Raw genomic sequence first — 20,996 nt, 5'->3', positions numbered from 1 at the left:
TTATAATATATCTACAAAAGACCGAAGTGATTACACAAAAATTGGTCTATTACCCGAAGCCTTACTTTAATTTAGAAACATGAAGGAATTATTCTTCGTTATCATCTTCGTATTCGTCATCAAGACCGATAACGTCATCATCGATATCAAAGATTTCAGGATTTTCTTCATCATCACTCATATCCATTGTATTAGGTGTTTGTAATTCTAATGTATCGTCTTCGAATACTACTGGAATTTCAATATCATCAAATGATGCATTAAGTTCATCTTGAAGTTCTTGATCGATTTCTAATTCACCACTTTCTGGATCATATTTACCTGTAAAGTATGATTTAGGATCACGAATATCGTATTTTCCTTTTAATTCATAATTTGAGTTTGTTCCAGCAGGGATTTTGTGTCCAAGAATAATGTTTTCTTTAAGTCCTTCAAGGTAGTCAACTCTTTTAGCGATAGAAGAGTTAACGAGGATTTTAGCTGTTTCTTGGTATGAAGCAGCAGCTAGGAATGAATCACTTAATAAAGGAGTTTGTTTAGCTCCACGGATCTTAACTTCACCGTAAGCTGGACGTTTTCCTGCAGCAAGTAATTTTCCATTTTCTTTTTGGTAGACAAATGTATCCACAAGGCTTCCTGTAAAGAAGTTTGAGTCCCCTGGATCTGTAATCATAATTTTTGAAAGCATTTGTCTAATAATGATTTCGATATATTTATCTGAGATAGTAATACCTTGTAAACGATATAGTCTTTGAACTTCTTTTAATAAGTAGTTTTGAACAGCTCTAGTGTCAGCTGCTTCAAGAAGTTGATTAAGGATAATAGGCCCTTCAAAGATCTTTTGACCACTTACAACTCTATCCCCTAGTTTTACACGTAATTTTTGTGATACTTTTCCGTTGTATCTAACTACTTCTGTAGTTCCATCAGCTTTCTTAGTTTCAACATCCACTAATAAGATATCTGTACTGTCTTTTCCATTTTTATCTTTAGCAGGTGCGATATTTACAACTGTACCGTATACTGTTGAGATAACAGCAGGTTTTCCTCAAGGGAAGTCGTAGGCATCGATAAGTTCGATTAAACGTCCAAACCCTCCAGTAATATCTTCAACCCCAGCAACCCCTCCGGTGTGGAATGTACGCATTGTAAGCTGTGTACCAGGTTCCCCGATTGATTGAGCAGCAACTACCCCAACAGCTTCACCGATGTTAACGATTCTGTTGGTTGCAAGATCTTTTCCATAACAGTGTTTACATACACCATTTTTTGTATGACAAGATAATACTGAACGAATTTCAACTTGAGTTTGTCCGTATTCATTAACAATCTTATCAGCTAATTCTGGAGTAATTAATGTATTAGCAGCTACTAATTCATTTCCATTTTCATCTAAGATAGCTTTGTTTGTAAATCTACCTTCGATTCTTTCTTGAAGTGATTCAATAACTGTATCAGTTTTTGTATCTTTAATGTCTTTAACAACGAATCCAAAGTCAGATCCACAATCATCTTGTCTTACTACAATACCTTGAGCAACATCAACAAGTCTACGTGTTAAGTAACCTGATTTAGCTGTGTTAAGCGCTGTATCTGTAAGTCCTTTTCTGGCCCCGTGAGTTGATGAGTAGAACTCATAAGCTGTAAGTCCTGAAAGGAATGATGATTTAACAGGGATTTCAACTGTTGAACGAACCACACGGTCGTTTTCAGCATCGGCTTTAAGCACTTTGGTATTGTTGTTCATAAGTCCACGCATACCAGCAAGTTGTGTAAAGTTAGATGAGTTACCACGAGCTCCTGAGGTGAACATCATGAATAGAGGGTTATCAATATCAGATTTTGTAACTTCTTTAAGGTCTTTTTCAATAGAATCCTTAACTTCTGATCATTTTTGAATTGTTAATGTATAACGTTCGTCATCTGTTAAGTATCCTTCTTCGAAGAATTTCTTAAGTTGATCTGTATATTCTTCACCTTTTTTAATCTTTTCAGCTGTTGTATCTAATGTTGTAATATCGTTCATTGAGATAGTTGTACCTGAAATTGTTGAGAATTTAAATCCAAGGTTCTTAACTCTATCAAGGATAGAAGCAACATAGTTTGTGTAATCGAATCATACTTTATCAAGTACTTTTGTATATTCAGTTAAAGTTCAGAATGGTTTAGCATCTTCACCAGCATTAGGGTTTTTCTTGCTTCATTCGTAGTTAATTGCTTCGAAGTGTTCTTTAATTGAGTTAGAAATAATACGAGCGTGTGATGTAGGAATTGGTTGGTTAGCAAAATCAACTAATTCAGCACATTCTGTGAAACGATCTTCAAAGTTATCAAGATTTGTTTCGTTAATAATGTTAGCAACATCTTCCATCGTTACAACAGCAACATATTTTTCGTAAACTCTACGAACAATTTTAGCAATGTCTTTTTTAGCTAAAGCTAAGTTAACTGGCATTTGAGCAAGCTTTTCTCTGAAGTCATCACCATAGTTTAAAACATATTTGTTTAGTTCTTTATCTGATGTATCGATTTTTTCGCTTTCGCTTACTTTAATGCTTCCATCAGCTTGCATAACTTCTTTTCTTGTTACGAATTTACCAAAGATAAATTCAAAGTCAGAAGGGAATGCACGGTTAAGGATAAATTTACCTACTGTAGAAACTAAGTAAGGAGCATTTGTATATTTAGATACTGATTCTTTGCTTAGAGCTGAAATAGGAAGAACAACTCTTGTATGTAGAGTTATGTATCCATTTTCGTATGCTAGCATCATATCATCATAGCTTGCGTAGAAGTTTCCTTCTCCTTTAGCTCCAGCTTTTTCGATAGTTAAGTAGTATAGACCTAAAATCATATCTTGAGATGGGTTAATAATAGGTTCTCCATCTTTAGGTCCAAGAATGTTTTTAGAAGCAAGCATAAGTTCTTTTGCTTCTCTAACAGCTTGATCTGAAATTGGAACGTGAACAGCCATTTGGTCCCCGTCGAAGTCAGCGTTGAAAGCTGTAGTTACAAGTGGGTGAAGTTTAATAGCTTTACCACGGATTAAAACAGGTTGGAAAGCTTGAATTGAAAGTCTGTGAAGTGTAGGAGCACGGTTAAGAAGTACAGGTCTTCCTTCGATTGCTTTTTCTACATATGGTCAAATCACAGGGTTAAGTGTTTCGATCATTTTCTTAGCTGATTTAACACTTGTAATTGTAGGTTCACCCTTAATTAATTCCTTAATAATTCAAGGTTCAAATAATTTGGCAGCCATATCACGAGGAATACCAACTTCGTGCATTCTAAGTGATGGTCCAACAACGATAACACTACGTCCTGAGTAGTCAACACGTTTTCCAAGAAGGTTTTGTCTGAAACGTCCTTTTTTACCAGTTAGGGCATCTGAGATAGATTTTAAAGGATGAGAATCTTTAGATACAACTGGTGTAGGTTTTTTTCTAGCATTGTCGATTAAAGCATCAACAGCTTCTTGAATCATACGGTATTCGTTTTGCTTAATTAACATCGGAGCATCCGCTTCGTTTCATTTAGCTAAACGATTGTTTCTAATAATGATACGACGATATAGTTCGTTAACATCACTTGTTGAGTGTCTTCCACCATCAAGTTGAACTAATGGACGAAGGTCAGCAGGAATAACTGGTAAGTTGTAAATTAACATACTTTTTGGATCTTGACCAGATTTAATAAATGAGTTAATAACTGTTAAACGTTTGTATAGTTTTGCTCTATCTTGTTCTTTTGTAGATGAAAGTCCACTTTCTAGATCCATTTCAGCATTGATTTTATCGATTTCAGCTTGTACAGCTGCTGCTTCTTCAGCTAAATCAATGTGTGTAAGTAAGTATTCTACAGCACGAGACCCTGTATCGATTTTAGCATCTGAATATTCGTGAATAATTTCGTTGTATTGATAGAAATCAATCCCGAAATCTTTCCCGATTTTTGATTCAGCATATTCTCTTAATTCTATTAAAGCTGTTTCGATGTCTTCGTATTCATCTGTTCCAGCTTCATAGTGGCCAAGCATTTCTTCAAGAGCAGCTTCGTAAATGTTAGCAGCTTCGTTGATGTCAATGATTGTATTTTTCTTTAAGCTTGTTAAGTTTCCAGCTTCAAGAACGATGTGAGATTTATAGTAAATTAATTTTTCTAAATCTGCTTTTGTAACTTGCTTTGTAGAGTCAGCAACTCTAAGTCCAAGTAGTTTCGAAATAATTGAGTGATCAATTTTGAAGAATCAGAAGTGCACAACTGGGTTGTGTAACTTGATGTGCCCCATTCTGCTTCTACGTGTAATTTTAGGTAAAATAACAGGTCTATATTTTTCACAAGCAGGGGTTTTGGTACATACAGAATTTTCATCACTTTTCTTGTATTTTGTATTACAGATTGGACATTTATAATCTGTAACTGGTCCGAAAATTAATTCATCAAATAGCCCATCTTTTTCAGGTCTATATGATTTATAGTTGATGGTTTCTGGTCTTGTAACTTCACCGTGAGATCATTCTAAAATGTCTTTGTCTGTTGCAAGTGAGAGAGTAATTTTATTAATTTGTTCAACTAATTCGTCTTGCTCTTTATCAAAATTATTCATAACCTTCTCCCCCTATTTCGTTAGTATCAACATATTGATATTGTGTGTGATCAATGTTTTCTTCTTCATCAATACTTCTTGTTGAAGCATCAAGTTTCATTCCAAGTCCTTTAAGTTCGTAGCTAAGAACGTTAAATGATTCAGGAATTCCAGGCATTGGTAATTCTTTTCCAGATACTAATGCTGAATATAAGGCATTACGTCCTGTAATGTCGTCAGATTTGAATGTAAGGATTTCTTGAAGTACGTTTGTAGCTCCATAAGATTCGATAGCTCATGTCTCCATTTCCCCGAATCTTTGTCCCCCATTTTGAGATTTACCTCCAAGAGGTTGTTGTGTAATAAGTGAGTATGGCCCAACACTACGTGCGTGCATCTTATCGTCAACCATGTGGTTAAGTTTAAGCATGTACATAACACCAACTGAGATAGGTTTATCAAATTTTCTACCTGTGATTGGATCGATAAGTGTTTGTTTTCCACTCTTGTCTAATCCAGCTTCTACTAAGGCGTTTTCGATATCTGTTTTCTTAACCCCATCAAATGAAGGAGTAACGAATTTAACACCTAATTTTCTAGCTGCCATTCCTAGGTGAAGCTCAAGTACTTGACCAATGTTCATACGTGAAGGAACCCCTTGTGGGTTAAGCATAATGTCAAGTGGTGTTCCATCTTCTAAGTATGGCATATCTTCTTCAGGAAGCACGATTGAGATAACCCCTTTGTTACCGTGACGTCCAGCCATCTTATCACCAACTTTGATCTTACGTTTTTGAGCGATAGAAACTTTAACAATTTTATCTACACCTTCTTCTAAAGCATCTCCTGCTTCGCGAGAAAGTACTTCAACATGGATAACTGTTCCAGCGTGACCATTTTTAACTTTTAATGATGTATCTTTTGTTGTTTGTGGACGTTGTTGAAGAATAGCCATAAGAAGTTTTTCTTCTTGAGATGGATTATCTTCTCCTTTAGGTGAAAGTCTACCTACAAGTACGTCTCCTGGTAATACTTCTGATCCGACTTTAACAATACCTCTTTCATCAAGGTTTCTTAAAGCAAATTTTGATACGTTGTTAATATTATTTGTTAATTCATCATCACCAGCACGTGATGTTCTGAATTGAATTGTTTGTTCTTCGATGTGAATTGATGTATAAACATCATCTTTTACAAGTCTTTCATTGATGATTACAGCATCCTCAAAGTTATATCCGTTTCATGTAGTGAATCCTACAAGTACGTTTTTACCTAATGCCATTTCACCATCTTTGAATGAGCTACCATCAACAAGTAAGTCACCTTTTGCAACTTCTTGACCAACATCAACAATTGGTTTTTGTTGAATTAATGTACCTTGGTTACTACGTTCAAAGTTTCTTAAGCTATATCTATCTGTGTTACCTTTTTCGTTTTTGATCATAATTTTTGATCCATCAACAAAAGTAACAACCCCTGGGTTTTTAGCAACTAAGTTATATGAAGAGTATTTAGCGATATCTGCTTCAATACCTGTAGCAACAAAAGGTGCTTCAGCTTGAAGAAGAGGAACTGCTTGACGTTGCATGTTAGATCCCATAAGTGCACGGTTAGCATCGTCGTTTTCTAGGAATGGGATAGCTGCAGCAGCAACAGAAACTATTTGTTTAGATGAAACCTCAATGTAGTCAATTTCATCTGGTGTACCAATAATATAGTTGTAATCACGTCTGATTGTTAGATAAGGATCAACAATCTTATTATTGTCATCAACTCTAACTGATGATTGAGCAAATGAGAACCCAATTTCTTCAGCAGCTGTTAAGTAGTGTGTTGTTGAATAATCAACTACACCATTGTTAACTTTGAAGTATGGAGTTTTTAAGAATCCTAAATCATCGACTTTAGCATATGTAGCATAGTTAAGGATAAGACCGATGTTAGGTCCTTCAGGTGTTTCGATAGGACAAATTCTTCCGTAGTGAGTTGCATGAACGTCACGAACTTCGAATTGTGCAGTATCACGGTTAAGACCACCAGGCCCTAGAGATGTAACACGACGTTTGTTAGATACTTCAGCAAGTGGGTTAATTTGATCCATGAATTGTGAAAGTTTTGATGAGTTAAAGAATTGTTTCATTTGGTTTGTTACAAGTTTGTTGTTTGTAACATTTTTAGCTGTAACTTTGTCAGCTTCTTTAGCTCCCATACGTTCACGTGTTGCTTTTTCAAGTTTTGTTAAAGCAACTGATAATTGACCTTCAAGTAATTCCCCTACTGAAACGATACGTTTGTTAGTTAATGAATCTGGATCATCATCTTGTCCAATTCCATCAATTAAGTTGAAGTAGTAGTTAATAGCAGCTACGATATCTGAGATAAGTAAGTGTGATTCTGTTGATTTAGGATCGTTACCAATTACTAAAACAGGTTCATCTGCTTTTTCTTCCATTCATTTTCTTGATGGGTAAACTTTAAGTTTGATTATGTTAATTCTTTTTGCAAGATTTTTGTTTTGATTAATAAGTTTGTGGTAAACCATTTCTGGATCAATACCAGGGATTTTTTCACTTCTTATTAAGCCTTCATTAAATGCATTTTGAATTTCTTTAGCTTTCTTAATGTCGATAAATGTTCCTTTAGGATATAAAACAACTTTTTCTCCTAATTCAACTGATTTAACAACTAAGTCTTCAGCTAAATATGTGTTTGTTATACGATCAACAAGTGAAAGTTTTTTGTTAAGCATGTAACGTCCTGTTGTTGATAAGTTGTAACGTTTTTTATCAAACAACATTCCAGGAATAAGAGAACGTTTAGCTTCTTCAGAAATACGATCACCTTTTCTTAAGCCTCTGAATAATTCTTCTTGACATTGATCAAGAATTTCAGCATCGCTTAATTCTGTGTTTTCGATTAACTTGTCTTTCTTAAGTGTTTCTTCTAATAATTCACTTGTTCCAAATAATTCTCTGATTGTTTTAGGTGTGAAACCAAATGAACCTAAGAAAGTTGCTAAGTTAACATTCTTGTTTTTATCGATTTTGATTTTAACTGTGTCAAGTGTTGAAGATGTAACCTTGTGAGACACTTCAAGTCATGACCCAATTCTAGGTAAAATTTCTAATTTGTTGAATAAGTCATCTGATTGCTTATTACGTACACCAAGTCCAAAGTATGCACCAGGTGATCTAATTAACTGAGACACGATAACTTTTTCAGAACCGTTAATGATAAAGCTTCCTCCAGAAGTCATGTAAGGAATTTCTCCTAAAAGTACTTCATCAATTTTAACTTCTCCAGTATTTGTAATTTCTCTTTTTAAGCTGATGTAAACTTTAACGCTAAAGTTAATTCCTTTAGCTTTACATTTTTTGATTTCTTCGCTTTCACTAGTAATTTTCTTAAATGGTAGTTCTAATCTAACTGACCCTTTAACATAATCTAAGCGAACTTCTTTGTTAGCAGCTTCGATTGGATAAACTTCAAGTAGACATTCTTGAATTCTTTTTGTAATGAAAAGTTCGAAACTTTCTTTACTTGTTTCAAGAATATCAAAAAGAGGTAAAGATTCTTTTGTTACTGAGTAATCTCTTCTCTCTGTGACAGGACCAAATTTACGAATTTTATAATTTTTTTGCTCCATATATTTATTCTCATCCTTTCTGAAAATATAGACCTCTGAATTAAAAAATACATTATATAAATGTATATTTACATAAGGTATATAAATTTTATCACATAAGCATTTTTTTAATCCTAGGAATATTAATTTTTTAGTGTATAAGAATATGACTTAAAATTGAATAAAAAATCAAGCTAAAAAGCTTGCGATTTTTGTCTTATTTTGCTACTTTAAGCTCTATGTAATAGATGTTTTTGAAATTCATCATATTTAGTGGTAATTTTAGTAAGTGATTTGTTTTTGGGCCCAATATTAATCTTAAAAATATTTTTTTCTTTATAAATTCAAAAACTAATTTCCAAAATTATGAAAAATATATAGGCTGGAAGTATAACTGGAAAAATCTTATTGTACTGTCCTTTATCTTGATATTGAAGCACTAAATTATATATTCCTAAATTCGCAAATGTACCATAAGAAATTGAATTTCTTACTGCATCTTCACTTTGAAAAATGAAAACTGAAATTAGTTGTTTGTTAACATAAGGTAAGATATAACGACGATAAATTTTAAACTTACTTCATCCCTTATCCTTATATAGTTGTATTGAGCAATTAGGTAATGTATTAATTGATTCAGAAATTTGTTTTACCATTTTTCTGAATGATGAAACAACTAATGCTAATGTAATAGCAGTAGCCGATTCCATTAAAGGATTCAGTATCATAAATCAAAAATAGGTAGGAACAACCTTTATAAAAGTAAGAAATACTTTTGAAACTATCACACTGTAATTTTTATTAATTCTTTCTGCAAGTATATAAGCGTACATTACCGAAAATATATATGCAAATACCATTGATACATATGCTTGTAATAGGATAATAGAATATTGTTCAAATAATCCAGTATCAAATGCACTAAAATCAAATTTAAATACATTATTAAAATAATCAAATAAAGTATCTTTATAAACTTGTGAATCTTTTAGAGAAATTAATCCTCATATCAAAATTACAAGATATACTAAAACTAATAAGCCTAACACATAGCTTTTTCAGTTATATTTTCAAGACTTAATTTGCTTTATGTTAACGATTTTTTGAGGCTTTTGTACTAATAAAACCTTATTTAATAGATATAAAATTGCCTCAATTATCAAAATAAATAAAGCGATAAATAACAATGTTATTCCAAAACTATTTTGATAATGTTTAGGATCAGAGAAAACTTCACCTAGTCCATTAATTCCAACAAGCCCTAAAATTGTAAGCCATCTAATATTAGATTCATATGATAAAAAGAAGTTTAAGAAAAACTTGATTCTAACTTGCTGGTAGATATTTTTGTAAAATGATTTTAGCTTACTTTTTCCTAAAGCAATATCTTGATAATATGTTTTAGTTGAACAGCTTTCAATTAAATCAGAAATGTAACGATTCATTCATAATCAAGTGAATCAGAAGTAAAGTACAAAAGAAGCTAATTCAGCACTAAAAGCACTTTTAAACAGTAAAATAAAGACAATTACTGGAAAAGCTCTTAGTAACATTAAAACAATTTTTACTATTATAGGAATAAATTTATGTTTATGAATGTTAGTAGCTGAAAAATAACCAGTAATCATAGCAACTAAAAACCCAAAAAATGTTCCTATTGTTACACTTTTTAGTGTTACTAAAAAGAGATTAAAGTTGATTAGCCAAATATTGTCAGAAAGTTCACTATTATGGCTAGCAAAGCTAAATATAGACTTAAACTTTTTAGCAGCCATACTCCAACTAGGTGTTGGAACCGTTGTAAAGAAATCTAGCTTGTAAAGAGCAAAAATAAAGAAAGCAAAAATAATTAGAAAAATAAATAGGCGAAGATGCTTTTGACGCTTTATTCTAGATATAAAAGTATTTTTATTCATCAAAATATAAGGTCAACTTTTCTTTATTGAAGTCTTTTTTCTCAATGATATCAGCAACTTTTCCACTCTTAATAGCTATTAATCTATCACAATACTGCATAGCTAAATCGATATCGTGGATAGCTGTGATAATAATCTTTTGCTTTTTTAGTTCTGCTAAATAATTAAATATTTTGTGTGAATTATTAATATCAAGATTACTTGTTACCTCATCACATAGCAAAATTTCGCTTTTATTATAAACACCTGCAACAAAATTAAAACGTTGACGTTGCCCACTAGATAGAAGGCTTAAAGGTGTTAATGCATAAGAAGTTACCTCGAACTTTTCAAATAAGTCCCATAACTCTTCAAGTTGCTTACTACTTAAATGTTTCATTCAAGCAAACAGCTTATTTGAGTAACCATTAAAGTTAAATAAGATGTTTTTATAAGCATCATATTCTAATAGTGATAATGTATTTGAATCGATAAAAGAAATAACAGACTTATATTTTTTAAGTCCGTTATGTTTTAAGCATTTAACATCAATATTATTGTAAAGAATTTTGCCTTTTATGATTATATCCAAGTTAAATATAGATTTTAGAATAGTAGTTTTTCCCTCACCACTACGACCGATCAAACCTACAATTTCTCCTTGTTTAAAGTCAAAATTAAGGTTTGATAAAACCTCTTTTTTCTCATAAGTGAGAGCTATATTCTTAAATTCTAACATTATTCTCCTAGTGTTTGTCTGATTTCATTTTCGACAGATTGCATTTCTTCAACGCTATAAGCCACGAACCCTACATTTCTTCCGTAGAGTTCATCATTATTTACCAATGAATTAAGAACTTGAGATATCATACCAAGTTGTTCTTTAGTAACTTTTTTAGAAGTCACACCAATATTATATGGAAGTGGCTCAGTGACTGTTAAAAAGGTTATTTTTTCATTTGGTCTTACTTTTTCATTTACAGCATAGTAATATTTGGCTTTATCGTTATATTCAGTAGTATATGAATAACTTGCCTCATTATCAAAGAAGATATGAATGTTTTTATATTTTTCTTCACTTGCTTTAGCTAATGAAACTTTAGTTATTTTGTCATTATATTCTTCTTTGCTTTTAATATCAGCTAATGACTTAAATTGTTGTTTTTCGGCTGTATTAAATTGTTTTTTCATTAGAGCTTCAGGCAATTGATATTTACTTCCTGAAGAAGGCTTACCAATTCCTAAACCATATGAAAGAAATTCATTAAGATTTTTACTTTCTCAAGCTTGCTTAATTTTAGTTGTAGTTTCATCATCAGCCACAATAGCAATTAAGCCTCTTTGATAACTAACTACATCATTGATTTCTGTAGATAAGTAATTTTGGTAAAAGTTTGTGTAACTTGAACCATTTCATCCATTACCGTTAGTTGCATCATTTCATTGAGCTGATCAAGGAATTTTATCAAATACAGCTTGTTCATTTTTTGCGATTTCTTGAAGTTGATTTGATGAATTATTGAATCTAGCTCCTTTGATATCGCCTTTGTATTTAGATTGGTAAGTTTGAATTACATTTGGTCCAAATTTATCAACATAATCATTTTGATTATATAAGCTTCCTGTAGATAAAAATCCTAAATCTGTTGTTCCTTTTGCTATTCTAGCAGCTACATCATCATAGTGATCTGAATTAACCATGTTTATTTTTACTTCAAATTTAGCACCTTTATCCTTTAACGCCTTATTCATAGTGCTTTCCACTTTTGCTTGTAATTCATTTATTTTACTTTGATTACCTGCAATTGCATAAGGAATAATTAAATCCATTTTAATTTCTTTAGCATTATTGCTTTCGCATTGAGAAGCTACTACTGGTAATAATGTTGTAGTAATTCCTGCAACAAAAAGCAGAGCTTTTTTAATTTTGTTCATAAAAAAATCCTTCCTGGACAGGGAGGGATAATTAAAGAGAAGACTCGCTACGCTAGCATTACCTAGATCAGCTTATAAGAGTATTTCTCAACCTGTTTACACAAGTACCTCTGTCCTTGGAAGTATTATATATTATTTAAAATAATTTATCTTCAACTTCAGGAGAAATTATTTCACTAGAAGGTAATACTTTTTGAGCTTTAATTTCTTTAGTAAATTGTTTATCATTCTTATCATAAGGCTCAGGAATAAACTTTTCTCCAGTATCTGTAAGAATAATTTCATCATCAGTGAAGACTGATTGGAATTGTTCATGAATCTTAGTATCTGAAAGCTTATCATTACTAAATAAGCTTTCAGCCTCACTTGTAAGATTATTCGTATTGATCATATTTCATTTTTGATACTCACTTAAAGTACAATAAACAAAATGTGAAGGGTGAGAATCTAGTGTGTATAGCCCTTGTTTTATGAACAATTGAACATAATCACGATTAAGTTGTTGATTTAATGAAGTTATTTTTCCTTTTATTAGTAATTTAATATCAGGATTTACAGGGTGAGCAAAAATTTCTTTTACTTTAGCTCCTTCTAATAATTGCATATCATTAAAGAAGTAGACATAGTCCATTTGCTCCTTAATGAATGTAAGGTTTGAGGTAATAAATACCGTTGCTATATTATTTACTTCTACTATTTTAAATAGCACACGGAAGAACTCACTTCTAGCTTCTTCAGAGATATTTTCCATATTATCTTGTACTACTAAAATTTCTATTTTAGAAAGCCCAAACTTTGTAAGCTTGATTTTAGCTTTATCAATAATATCTAGATCTCTAAAAGGTTTAATATAGTTAGGAATTGATACAGAGGCAGTTTCATATGACTCAATAAAACGAATCATTGAAGCTGAGTCTTTTAAGAACTTTTTACTTGCTTTTTGCTTATTTGAAGAGTAGTTTATTAAATCCATTAATAAGTTAAAAATTCAATTCTTAGTTAGGAACTTCTTAAATTCCATTAAGTATTTGACACTAGCTTCTTTATGATGCGAAGTTAACTTAGCAATTAAAGCATTTATAATTGAAGATGTAGTTCTTTCAGTACGTCTTACATTAAGTTTTAAACGATTAAGTTTAAACTCTTTTGACTTAAGCAATGAGTTAAACAATTTCTCTTCAGAATATTTAGATCAATCAAGTTCTGCTTGAGCATACTTGATTTTTTCTTCTAGCTCATGTACTGAAACTAAATTTTTATAACTTGATAAGTGATTAAAACGTCTATTAGCTATTTCATGAATTGCTCTTTGATTTTTACTAATACATTCGTTTAAATAGTCATACATATTCTTAGATATCACTAAATAAGTTTTGATATTGAATGAAAATTCTTGATTAATAAACTCTTTAATTTTAGATACTGTAGCATTCTTGTATTTATCTTTTGTCTCAGTGAAATTATTTGTAATAAAGATGCTAATTTCAGAATCAATATTTAATTTGAGATCTTCAAGTTGTTCTTCGTTAAGAAATTGCAATTTCTTGTAATTTTTAACTCAGATATTAAGTTCTTTTTTCTTGATTAGGATATCTTTTAGTAAATCAAAATACTCATCATTAATTGTATCAAGCATCTTCTTTTTAGTCTCAAGTAATGCAATTTCCTTACGAATAAGGCTTATTTGAATATTCATTATTTTTCTAGAGTACTTAACCATAGAGTTTTTAAGATCTTTATAGTAATTAATTTCAGTATTTAAATCTCTAATTTTTAAATCGTTTTCAACCTTTAGAAGTGAAACATTATTTATTTGATTCATATAAGCAAGCTTAACTTTACTTTGTTCAATTAAGTTTTTTTGCTCATTAATGTTGCTTGTTTGAATTCCACTTTCGAGTCTACGATATTCATTTTTTAGCTCTTTGAATATTTCGAAATATTCTTTTACTGTATTGAATACATATGTATTAATTAAGAAAGTTAAATTCTCGAAATGAGTATTAAAAGCACTTTCTTGTTTTGTGTTTAATGAGAAGAATATATCTTGCTCTAAGGCACGCACGGTTTTAATAAATTCATTATTATTGTCCATTATGTTTGAAGAGTGGTTCTTGAGTATATTAAAGATCAAATTCTTCATAGTGTAATCAAGATTTGAATAGATACTATTTAAGTTAGTTAGATTTATAACACTTTTAATAGAATTTTGGCAATCTGTTCACAACTCGAATAAAGGCAAATTAATATCATCTTGATCGACAATTTCATTAATATTAAAGTAAGAAATTCTATTTAAAATTTCCTTCTTTTTAGCTGTGATATTTAGATGTTTATTGAAATCGTAGTATTCCTTAACGTTAGGGTTATAGTATGTTGTAACAGATCTGTTATCTTTTAAAATAAATCTAGCAAGCTTATGGAATGTAATATTTTCGTTATCACTAGGAATATAAAATGCTGTTTTATTATTTTGATAAATAGATAAAAAGGGTATAGAGATATTAGAGCTAGGTCAAATCCCTTCTCTAGTTTTACTATACCCTCTTGGAATAAAGATATTTTCAATAGTTAATATTTTTTTATTTTTAGCCATTACACCCTTCTTAATAAGTTAAATGTTCATTTTTATTAATTAATTTAGAAACTACTTGGTAAGCATAATAGATAACAAAAACGTTAAATCAAATCTTTATCGGACTAGATAAAATATGTTGTGTAATTCACACGAAAATATCATTTGGATCACTGTTTCCTAATGAATATAAGTCCGCGAATGATAGAATTGGGATATTAATTAATTCTAAGAATGCACAGAAGACAATGATTGGAACAAACACTAAATATTTTTCAGTTTTCATAGCAAAACGTCCTATGATAATGAAGAAAACAAGAAGTGTCATACCTGAAGTCATAAGTGATAATAGAACTCATCTATTTTTAATGAATCCATTTTCGATAATGTTATCAGGAACAAAGAATCCAATATATCAAGCAATTATAGTAATTGCAAGTACTAAAAATAATGTAGCAGAAATACAATAAATATTTTTTAGCGCTATATTTGAAGAGTCTTGGCTTATAAATTGTCTTTTATTATTTAACTTAACAATTTTGTTAGCGATCTCAATAGCTTTTTTTCTATTTCCAGCTGCTGATTCAAATTTGTATTTATAGGCTAATAAATTAATTTTGATAGATAAACGATTTAAACGATACTCTTTAGAAAAAGCAAAACGTAAAAATCCCATGTAGTATAAACCAAATATCCCTGATATCAGTCCATTTACAGCTGTGGCAGCAGTATAAATGGGATTATATCCTGCAGGTGGAACAAATAATAATGAAATTAAATCAGCAACAATACCTACAAAAACACCAATTACAGGTCCAAAAATAAATCCAGAAATCTTAACAGGTAAACCTATAAATGAAAATTTATATGATGGAATATTAACGATAGGAATAATTTGAGCACAGACAACAGTAAAAGCAACTGAAATAGCTATTAAAATGGCTACAAAGACCATTTTACGTATTGTTCATTTAGGAAAAATTCCTAAATCCGATAATTTTATTTTAATTTTATTTACTGAGTCCATCGCTGTCTTTTTCATATTTAAATTTTATATTATTACTTATTAAAAATAACAAAAAATATGAAAAGTTATTAATGATTTTGCCCTACTTTTTTTGCTATGCTATAGAGTTAGAAATAAAAATAGCGAGATAACTCACTAAATTATTTACTTTTGATTTTTTGTTGAGAAATAGCTCTTTTAAGTTCAAAATCTGAACGATATAAATAATCATCAATAGCTTCTGCTAGTCCATCTTGATCAACAGCACTTGTATAATACTTAGCTGCAGCTTTAGTTAAAGCATCTGCATTATCCATCGCATATGAATATCCAGCTGCTTTAAACATCGGAATATCATTAGCACTATCTCCGATTGCCATTACATCTTCTAGCTCTGCGTGGAAGACATTTTCACATAATCACTTCATTCCTGAAGCTTTGGAAATACCTATATTTGTTATTTCAATGTACTTGTTTGAAACATTAATAATATCAAGATCAATACCTGTAGCTAAACAAGCTTTATGGAAGTTTTCAATTGCTTCAGGTGTACCATAAGCCTCGATTTTGTGTAAGTCTTCATTGATACGACCATCTGTTATTCATTCATCATATTCATTAAATGTTGTTAAAAACTCTCTAGTAACATCATTGCTATTATACATATAGTATTGATCAGTACCCATATAATATAGAGTAACGCCATGTTCAAGTGCTAAAGGTCAAATCACTTCAGCTTTTTTTCTATCAATATATTCAACGTGTAAAGCCTTTTTTTCGAGATTATCGTATATCATTGCACCATTAGAACAACATAAATAACGAGCATGTAACGTATCTGCTAAACGTTGTATTTTTTCTAGAGGTGGGTTACCTGTATTTATAACAAATGGGATATTTTTATCTGCTAATTCTCTTACTTTTTCTTTATTAACTTCTGATAATTGTTTGTGTGGAAATGGATAAATTGTACCATCCACATCACTAAAAATAGCTCATGTTTTATTCATGTGTATATTATAAAACAATACTTTACAAAAACAACATTTTAGTGCTATTTTTAGCTTTTTTTGTCTAATTTTTAGGACTATATATGTATAAAAGTATTTGAGAAAAAATAGAATGTTATACAATTTTTATATGCAAGAAATTTTAAATAATTTAAATAAAAAATTAGCTAAAGATAAGAAAAGATTAAAGCTTTATAAATTATTAGATGATTTATTTTCACTTATTATTGCTTTTTTAAACATTGCTGCTATCGTACTAGCATCAATTGCTTTATCGATTCTTTCGAAACAAGAACCTAATTCAGAAAGACCTGAAGATATTGACTCATATTTAAACGTTATTGCTTTAGCAAGTTTTATCATTATTTCATTCTTTTTAAACTTGTTTATAGCTGTTTATAGATACAATACCCATTGCGACCTGTATAAAAAAATAAATAGCACTATATCATACTTGCAAGTAAAATATAATGCTAATGAAATTTCTACAGAAACTATGGTAAATATTATAGATGCTTTATGGGCTCAAGCTTCAACTCGAAAAAAGATTATTATTGCAGAAGTGCTTAAGAGTGAACTTACAAATGGTGGTAAATAATGAAAAAGAATACTATTACAAGTTATCAGGCTTATTTATCTTTACTTAAGAAAGTTAAAACTAAGATAGCCATTTATGGAATAATGTATTACTTACTAAATTGTTTGATTATCTTTTACACCTTAATCAATGGATTAATAGCTATTATTTATTTAGCAGGAGCAAGTAAAAACTTCCCTACTGATAAAGCTGTTTATCCTGATAATAACCCTTATTTTACTGAATTGCTAAATGGTAATTCAAACTCTAACTATGTTATTATGACTACAACCATAAATGCTGCTATTACATTTTTAAGTGGTATTTTATCATTCTTCGTTATTAATAAGAAATATACATTTTACCTAAGTAAATACAAAATACTTAAATTTGAAGCTTTAGTCTTTAAACAAAGATTATTTGTTTACAAAGATCTTGAAAAAATTAAAGCTGAATTTCTATTCTATAAACGTTGTTTGGCTATTATGGAAGTAGATCGTTTTAAATCAAGTGATTTTGCAGGAGGATATTTACATGGATAATAAAAATTCAATAGATATCGATAAGGTTGATTTAAGAAGTAATTCTCACACTTTTAAATCTAAAAAAGAGAAATTAAAGGTAGTTACAGAACATAAAAATAATGTAGATTTACACACTAAAATTCAAAAATTAAAGAAGAAATCATTTAGAAAATACATTTTTTCAAGAGGATTCTTTGTCTTCTTAAATGTGCTTGCGATTTTTATAGCTGCAAGTATCGTTATCTTAAACTTATATTCAATTAGATTTAATAAATACCCTGATTTAACAATGGTCTATTTCGTGCTTATTGCTGTTATCTCGGTAATTACAACTCTAGTGGTAAGCATTCAAAGTTTCTTCGGAATTACTGATAAGAAAACTAGATTAAAAGAAAATATTTCAAACCTAGATGATATTATAACTGCTTTAGAAAAGAAACAAGACTTATCAACTGAAGAGTATGATAAGATTATTAAGTTACTTGATTAACTCACATAAAAGTGAGTTTTTTATGCAAATAAAAAAACTAGGTTTTACCCTAGTTCCTAAATAGAATGTATTATTTTTCTATTTTAATTTTAACACTTGGTCCCATTGAAGCTGAAACTGTTAAGTTTAAGATGTAAGCACCTTTAACTGCAGCAGGTTTTAACTTTTTAATTAATGAAATAAGTGTTTGAGCATTATCTACTAAAGCTTCTGTAGACATGCTTGCTTTACCGATAAGAGAGTGTACAATACCAGCTTTATCTGTACGGTAGTTTGCTTTACCTTTTTTAAGTTCTTCAACTGCTTTTTCTGGAGTTGGAGTAACTGTACCTGTTTTAGGGTTAGGCATTAGACCTTTAGGCCCAAGTTTTTTCCCGTATTTTCCAAGTAAAGGCATCATTGCTGGGTCAGCAACCATAACATCAAAATCAAAGCTATCTTCTTTAATTTTTTGTTCTAAAGCTTGAGCATCAACAACAATATCTGCTCCAGCTTCTTTAGCTAATTTTTGTTTTTCAACATTGTTTGTAGCAACTAATACACGAACTGATTTACCTGTTCCGTGAGGAAGTAAAACAGCACCACGTAATTGTTGATCAGCTTTACGTACATCAAGGTTTAAGTTGAAAGCAAGATCGATTGAAGCATCAAATTTAGCGTATGAAGTTTTTTTAGCAAGTTCAATAGCTTGTGCTAAATCATAAGCAACTGTTCTATCAAATGATTCACGAGCAGCTTTTAAATTTTTAGAAACTCTTTTAGCCATAATTATTCTTCTCCTTCGTTTGCTTTTTCATCTGTAATAACATTAACTTCAATAGCTTGACCTTTTGTGTTAACAAGGTTTTCTAAGTCATTGTTTAATGTTTCTTCTTTAGCAGCAGCTAATTTAGCAGCCTTTGCAGCAGCTTTAGCTTCAGCTTTTGCTTTGAAAATGTCATCATATCCTTCAACTAAAACACCCATTTGTTTTGCTGTACCAGCTACTGTAGCCATAGCTGCATAAATGTCATCTGTGTTAAGATCTGGCATTTTGTATTCAGCAATTTCTTTAAGTTGATCTTTTGTAATTGTTGCAACGATTGTTGTTTTAGCATTAGCTGCTCCTGTTTGGATTTTTGCAGCTTGTTTAATTTTGAATGATGCTGGAGATGTAAATAATTTGAATTCAAATGATTTATCTTTGTACACTGTAATTTGAACTGGAACTGGTTCACCAGCTCTGTCTCTTGTAGCATCGTTAAATGCTTTTGTAAATTCAGGCATGTTTACACCTACACCAGCTAAAGCTGGCCCAGGTTTAGCTTGACCTGCAGGGAATTGCAATTTAGCAATACGTTGTATTTCTTTTTTTGCCATTATGTATCCTTTCGATATTGTGGTCTAGCGATATATTAGATATCTCCCACTAGTAGAGGCAATATAAATATTGCTTATTTATTATATAGAAAAAGTTGTTTTTTCCTAATTTTAGGATAAAAATAAAATATCTAGAATATAAGCTTAAAAGCAAAAAATGTGATTTTTTTCTCTTAAAAAGTATTTAAAAACCACCAAAAAATGGTGGCTATAGCTAATCACAACAATGACTTGATAAACTATTTTTCTTTCTTAAAATTTCGTTCAAATACTTGAACTTTATTCTTAATATTTTCCTTTTTTAATTTGTCTACTATGTCAGCATCGGTAAAAGTAAATCCTGAATCAGGTTCCTTTTCTAGGTAAAATTTGTAAACAAATTGAATGTCTTCATTTGTTTTATTCTTTTTATCTTCCTTATCTTTACATATTTCGACTTGATATGCTTTATCTACTACGCCTTCAGGACAGAAGGCTCTATCCATTTGGGCTTTTAAGTCTTTTAAACTTAATCTGCCATAAGCTGCAGCAACTTCAAATCTGCCTTGCTTATTGTATTTCTTTTGCAAATAATTTAAAGTGTTGAACTTAATACATTTTCAAAAGTATTTTAAAGCATTTTCGTAAGATGTTTTTGACAGAATATCTAAAATCACTTCTGTAAACTTTTCATTTATACCTGAAGCCATTTCTCACAAAATTTCTCAAACTATAATTATAAGTTCGTTTGTTGTTTCTGTGATATATCATTTCAGATTCTTTATATTATTGATTATTACCATAACATTATGTAGATTGTTTTCGTGAAACATATATATAAAGTGATTATCACTTACTCTACGTTTTTCTCATCAATCTTGATTAATTTTTAATAATCTTATAAAGAACTCATTAAGTTTAGGATTTGATTTTATTCTTCTTTGCAATTTTGTAGTTTTATCTATCGTTAACTCGCGCATGTTTTGTTATCCTCAAAACAGCATCAAGTTAGCTGTGATTTGCTACATAAATATTATTCAACTTTTTTTACATTTTTTTCAAAATTTTTTTCACTTTTTACTATTATAAAAATCATACCTAGTTTGTTTTTTATAAGATTTTGTTTTATGTCTATTTTTAAGCAATAAAAGTATAAAAATTTTTAATTTTTTTATCATTATGAAATATTTTCTTATGCTTTATAAAACAGATTTTTAAAAAAATAAATTTTATTTTTTTAAACTAAATTAATATTTTTACTATTTTTGTACTAAATAATTTTTATTAAAATGTAATTTATTTTATATTTCAAGCATCACCAAAACAAATTGTTTTATTATGAATTTATATATTATGATTTATTCTATTTATTTTAAACAGTAAATAAAAAAACGCGAAATCGCGTTTATATTCTTTGAAAACTGAATAGTAATTAA

14 protein-coding genes and 1 riboswitch are annotated in these 20,996 nt (G+C 30.1%); of the genes, 3 read left to right on the top strand and 11 right to left on the bottom strand.

The window, feature by feature from the left end; genetic code table 4:
• Nucleotides 1–88: 88 nt before the first annotated feature.
• From ACX1M8_RS02760 to ACX1M8_RS02725, 8 genes are all read right to left on the bottom strand, one after another.
• Entirely contained in the window at nt 89–4,606 is a 4,518-nt protein-coding gene (locus ACX1M8_RS02760; protein ID WP_458836745.1) for a DNA-directed RNA polymerase subunit beta', read from the bottom strand.
• Nucleotides 4,599–8,231, bottom strand: a complete 3,633-nt coding sequence (gene rpoB / locus ACX1M8_RS02755; RefSeq protein ID WP_458836744.1) for a DNA-directed RNA polymerase subunit beta — start codon at nt 8,229–8,231, stop codon at nt 4,599–4,601. Before rpoB ends, ACX1M8_RS02760 begins: the two co-directional genes overlap by 8 nt.
• A gap of 209 nt (nt 8,232–8,440) precedes the next feature.
• Nucleotides 8,441–9,985 (bottom strand): ABC transporter permease subunit, encoded by a 1,545-nt coding sequence (locus ACX1M8_RS02750; RefSeq protein ID WP_458836743.1) that lies wholly within the window; start codon nt 9,983–9,985, stop codon nt 8,441–8,443.
• Between the two features lie 133 nt (nt 9,986–10,118).
• Nucleotides 10,119–10,844, bottom strand: a complete 726-nt coding sequence (locus tag ACX1M8_RS02745; protein ID WP_458836742.1) for an ATP-binding cassette domain-containing protein — start codon at nt 10,842–10,844, stop codon at nt 10,119–10,121.
• The gene (gene cypl, locus ACX1M8_RS02740; RefSeq protein ID WP_458836741.1) at nt 10,844–12,040 is read right to left on the bottom strand and encodes an ABC transporter thiamine pyrophosphate-binding lipoprotein p37/Cypl; all 1,197 of its coding nucleotides are present in this window, start codon (nt 12,038–12,040) and stop codon (nt 10,844–10,846) included. Before cypl ends, ACX1M8_RS02745 begins: the two co-directional genes overlap by 1 nt.
• Before the next feature lie 27 nt (nt 12,041–12,067).
• Nucleotides 12,068–12,162, bottom strand: a riboswitch (TPP riboswitch).
• A 14-nt stretch (nt 12,163–12,176) separates the two neighbouring features.
• Nucleotides 12,177–14,636 (bottom strand): MAG1360 family OppF-related protein, encoded by a 2,460-nt coding sequence (locus ACX1M8_RS02735; RefSeq protein WP_458836740.1) that lies wholly within the window; start codon nt 14,634–14,636, stop codon nt 12,177–12,179.
• A gap of 10 nt (nt 14,637–14,646) precedes the next feature.
• A complete protein-coding gene (locus ACX1M8_RS02730; RefSeq protein WP_458798209.1) occupies nt 14,647–15,657 on the bottom strand; it encodes an ECF transporter S component in 1,011 nt (336 codons plus the stop codon).
• A gap of 125 nt (nt 15,658–15,782) precedes the next feature.
• On the bottom strand, nt 15,783–16,631 hold the full coding sequence (locus ACX1M8_RS02725; protein ID WP_458807000.1) for an HAD family hydrolase: 849 nt from the start codon (nt 16,629–16,631) through the stop codon (nt 15,783–15,785).
• 112 nt (nt 16,632–16,743) lie between these two features.
• Here ACX1M8_RS02725 and ACX1M8_RS02720 point away from each other — a divergent pair, with 112 nt between their 5' ends.
• Genes ACX1M8_RS02720 through ACX1M8_RS02710 form a run of 3 tightly spaced genes read left to right on the top strand, consistent with a single transcriptional unit; the run spans nt 16,744 to nt 18,222 of the window.
• A complete protein-coding gene (locus tag ACX1M8_RS02720) occupies nt 16,744–17,229 on the top strand; it encodes a hypothetical protein (RefSeq protein WP_458807001.1) in 486 nt (161 codons plus the stop codon).
• Nucleotides 17,229–17,750 (top strand): hypothetical protein, encoded by a 522-nt coding sequence (locus ACX1M8_RS02715; protein ID WP_458616740.1) that lies wholly within the window; start codon nt 17,229–17,231, stop codon nt 17,748–17,750. Before ACX1M8_RS02720 ends, ACX1M8_RS02715 begins: the two co-directional genes overlap by 1 nt.
• Nucleotides 17,743–18,222 carry a hypothetical protein gene (locus ACX1M8_RS02710; protein ID WP_458834948.1) on the top strand — a complete coding sequence of 160 codons (480 nt, stop codon included), beginning with the start codon at nt 17,743–17,745 and terminating at the stop codon, nt 18,220–18,222. The genes ACX1M8_RS02715 and ACX1M8_RS02710 overlap by 8 nt, the downstream gene beginning before the upstream one ends.
• Nucleotides 18,223–18,292: 70 nt before the next feature.
• On the opposite strand, the gene rplA is transcribed toward ACX1M8_RS02710, so the two are convergent.
• From rplA to ACX1M8_RS02695, 3 genes are all read right to left on the bottom strand, one after another.
• Nucleotides 18,293–18,988, bottom strand: a complete 696-nt coding sequence (gene rplA / locus ACX1M8_RS02705) for a 50S ribosomal protein L1 (RefSeq protein WP_458616736.1) — start codon at nt 18,986–18,988, stop codon at nt 18,293–18,295.
• Between the two features lie 2 nt (nt 18,989–18,990).
• Nucleotides 18,991–19,581: a 50S ribosomal protein L11 gene (rplK, locus tag ACX1M8_RS02700; RefSeq protein ID WP_458807003.1), complete on the bottom strand. Its 591-nt coding sequence runs from the start codon at nt 19,579–19,581 to the stop codon at nt 18,991–18,993.
• Between the two features lie 239 nt (nt 19,582–19,820).
• A complete protein-coding gene (locus ACX1M8_RS02695; RefSeq protein ID WP_458807004.1) occupies nt 19,821–20,540 on the bottom strand; it encodes a hypothetical protein in 720 nt (239 codons plus the stop codon).
• Between the last annotated feature and the right edge of the window lie 456 nt (nt 20,541–20,996).

The organism is Mycoplasma tracheobuteonis, from assembly GCF_054456995.1.
This window is presented reverse-complemented; position numbering and strand designations above follow the sequence as displayed.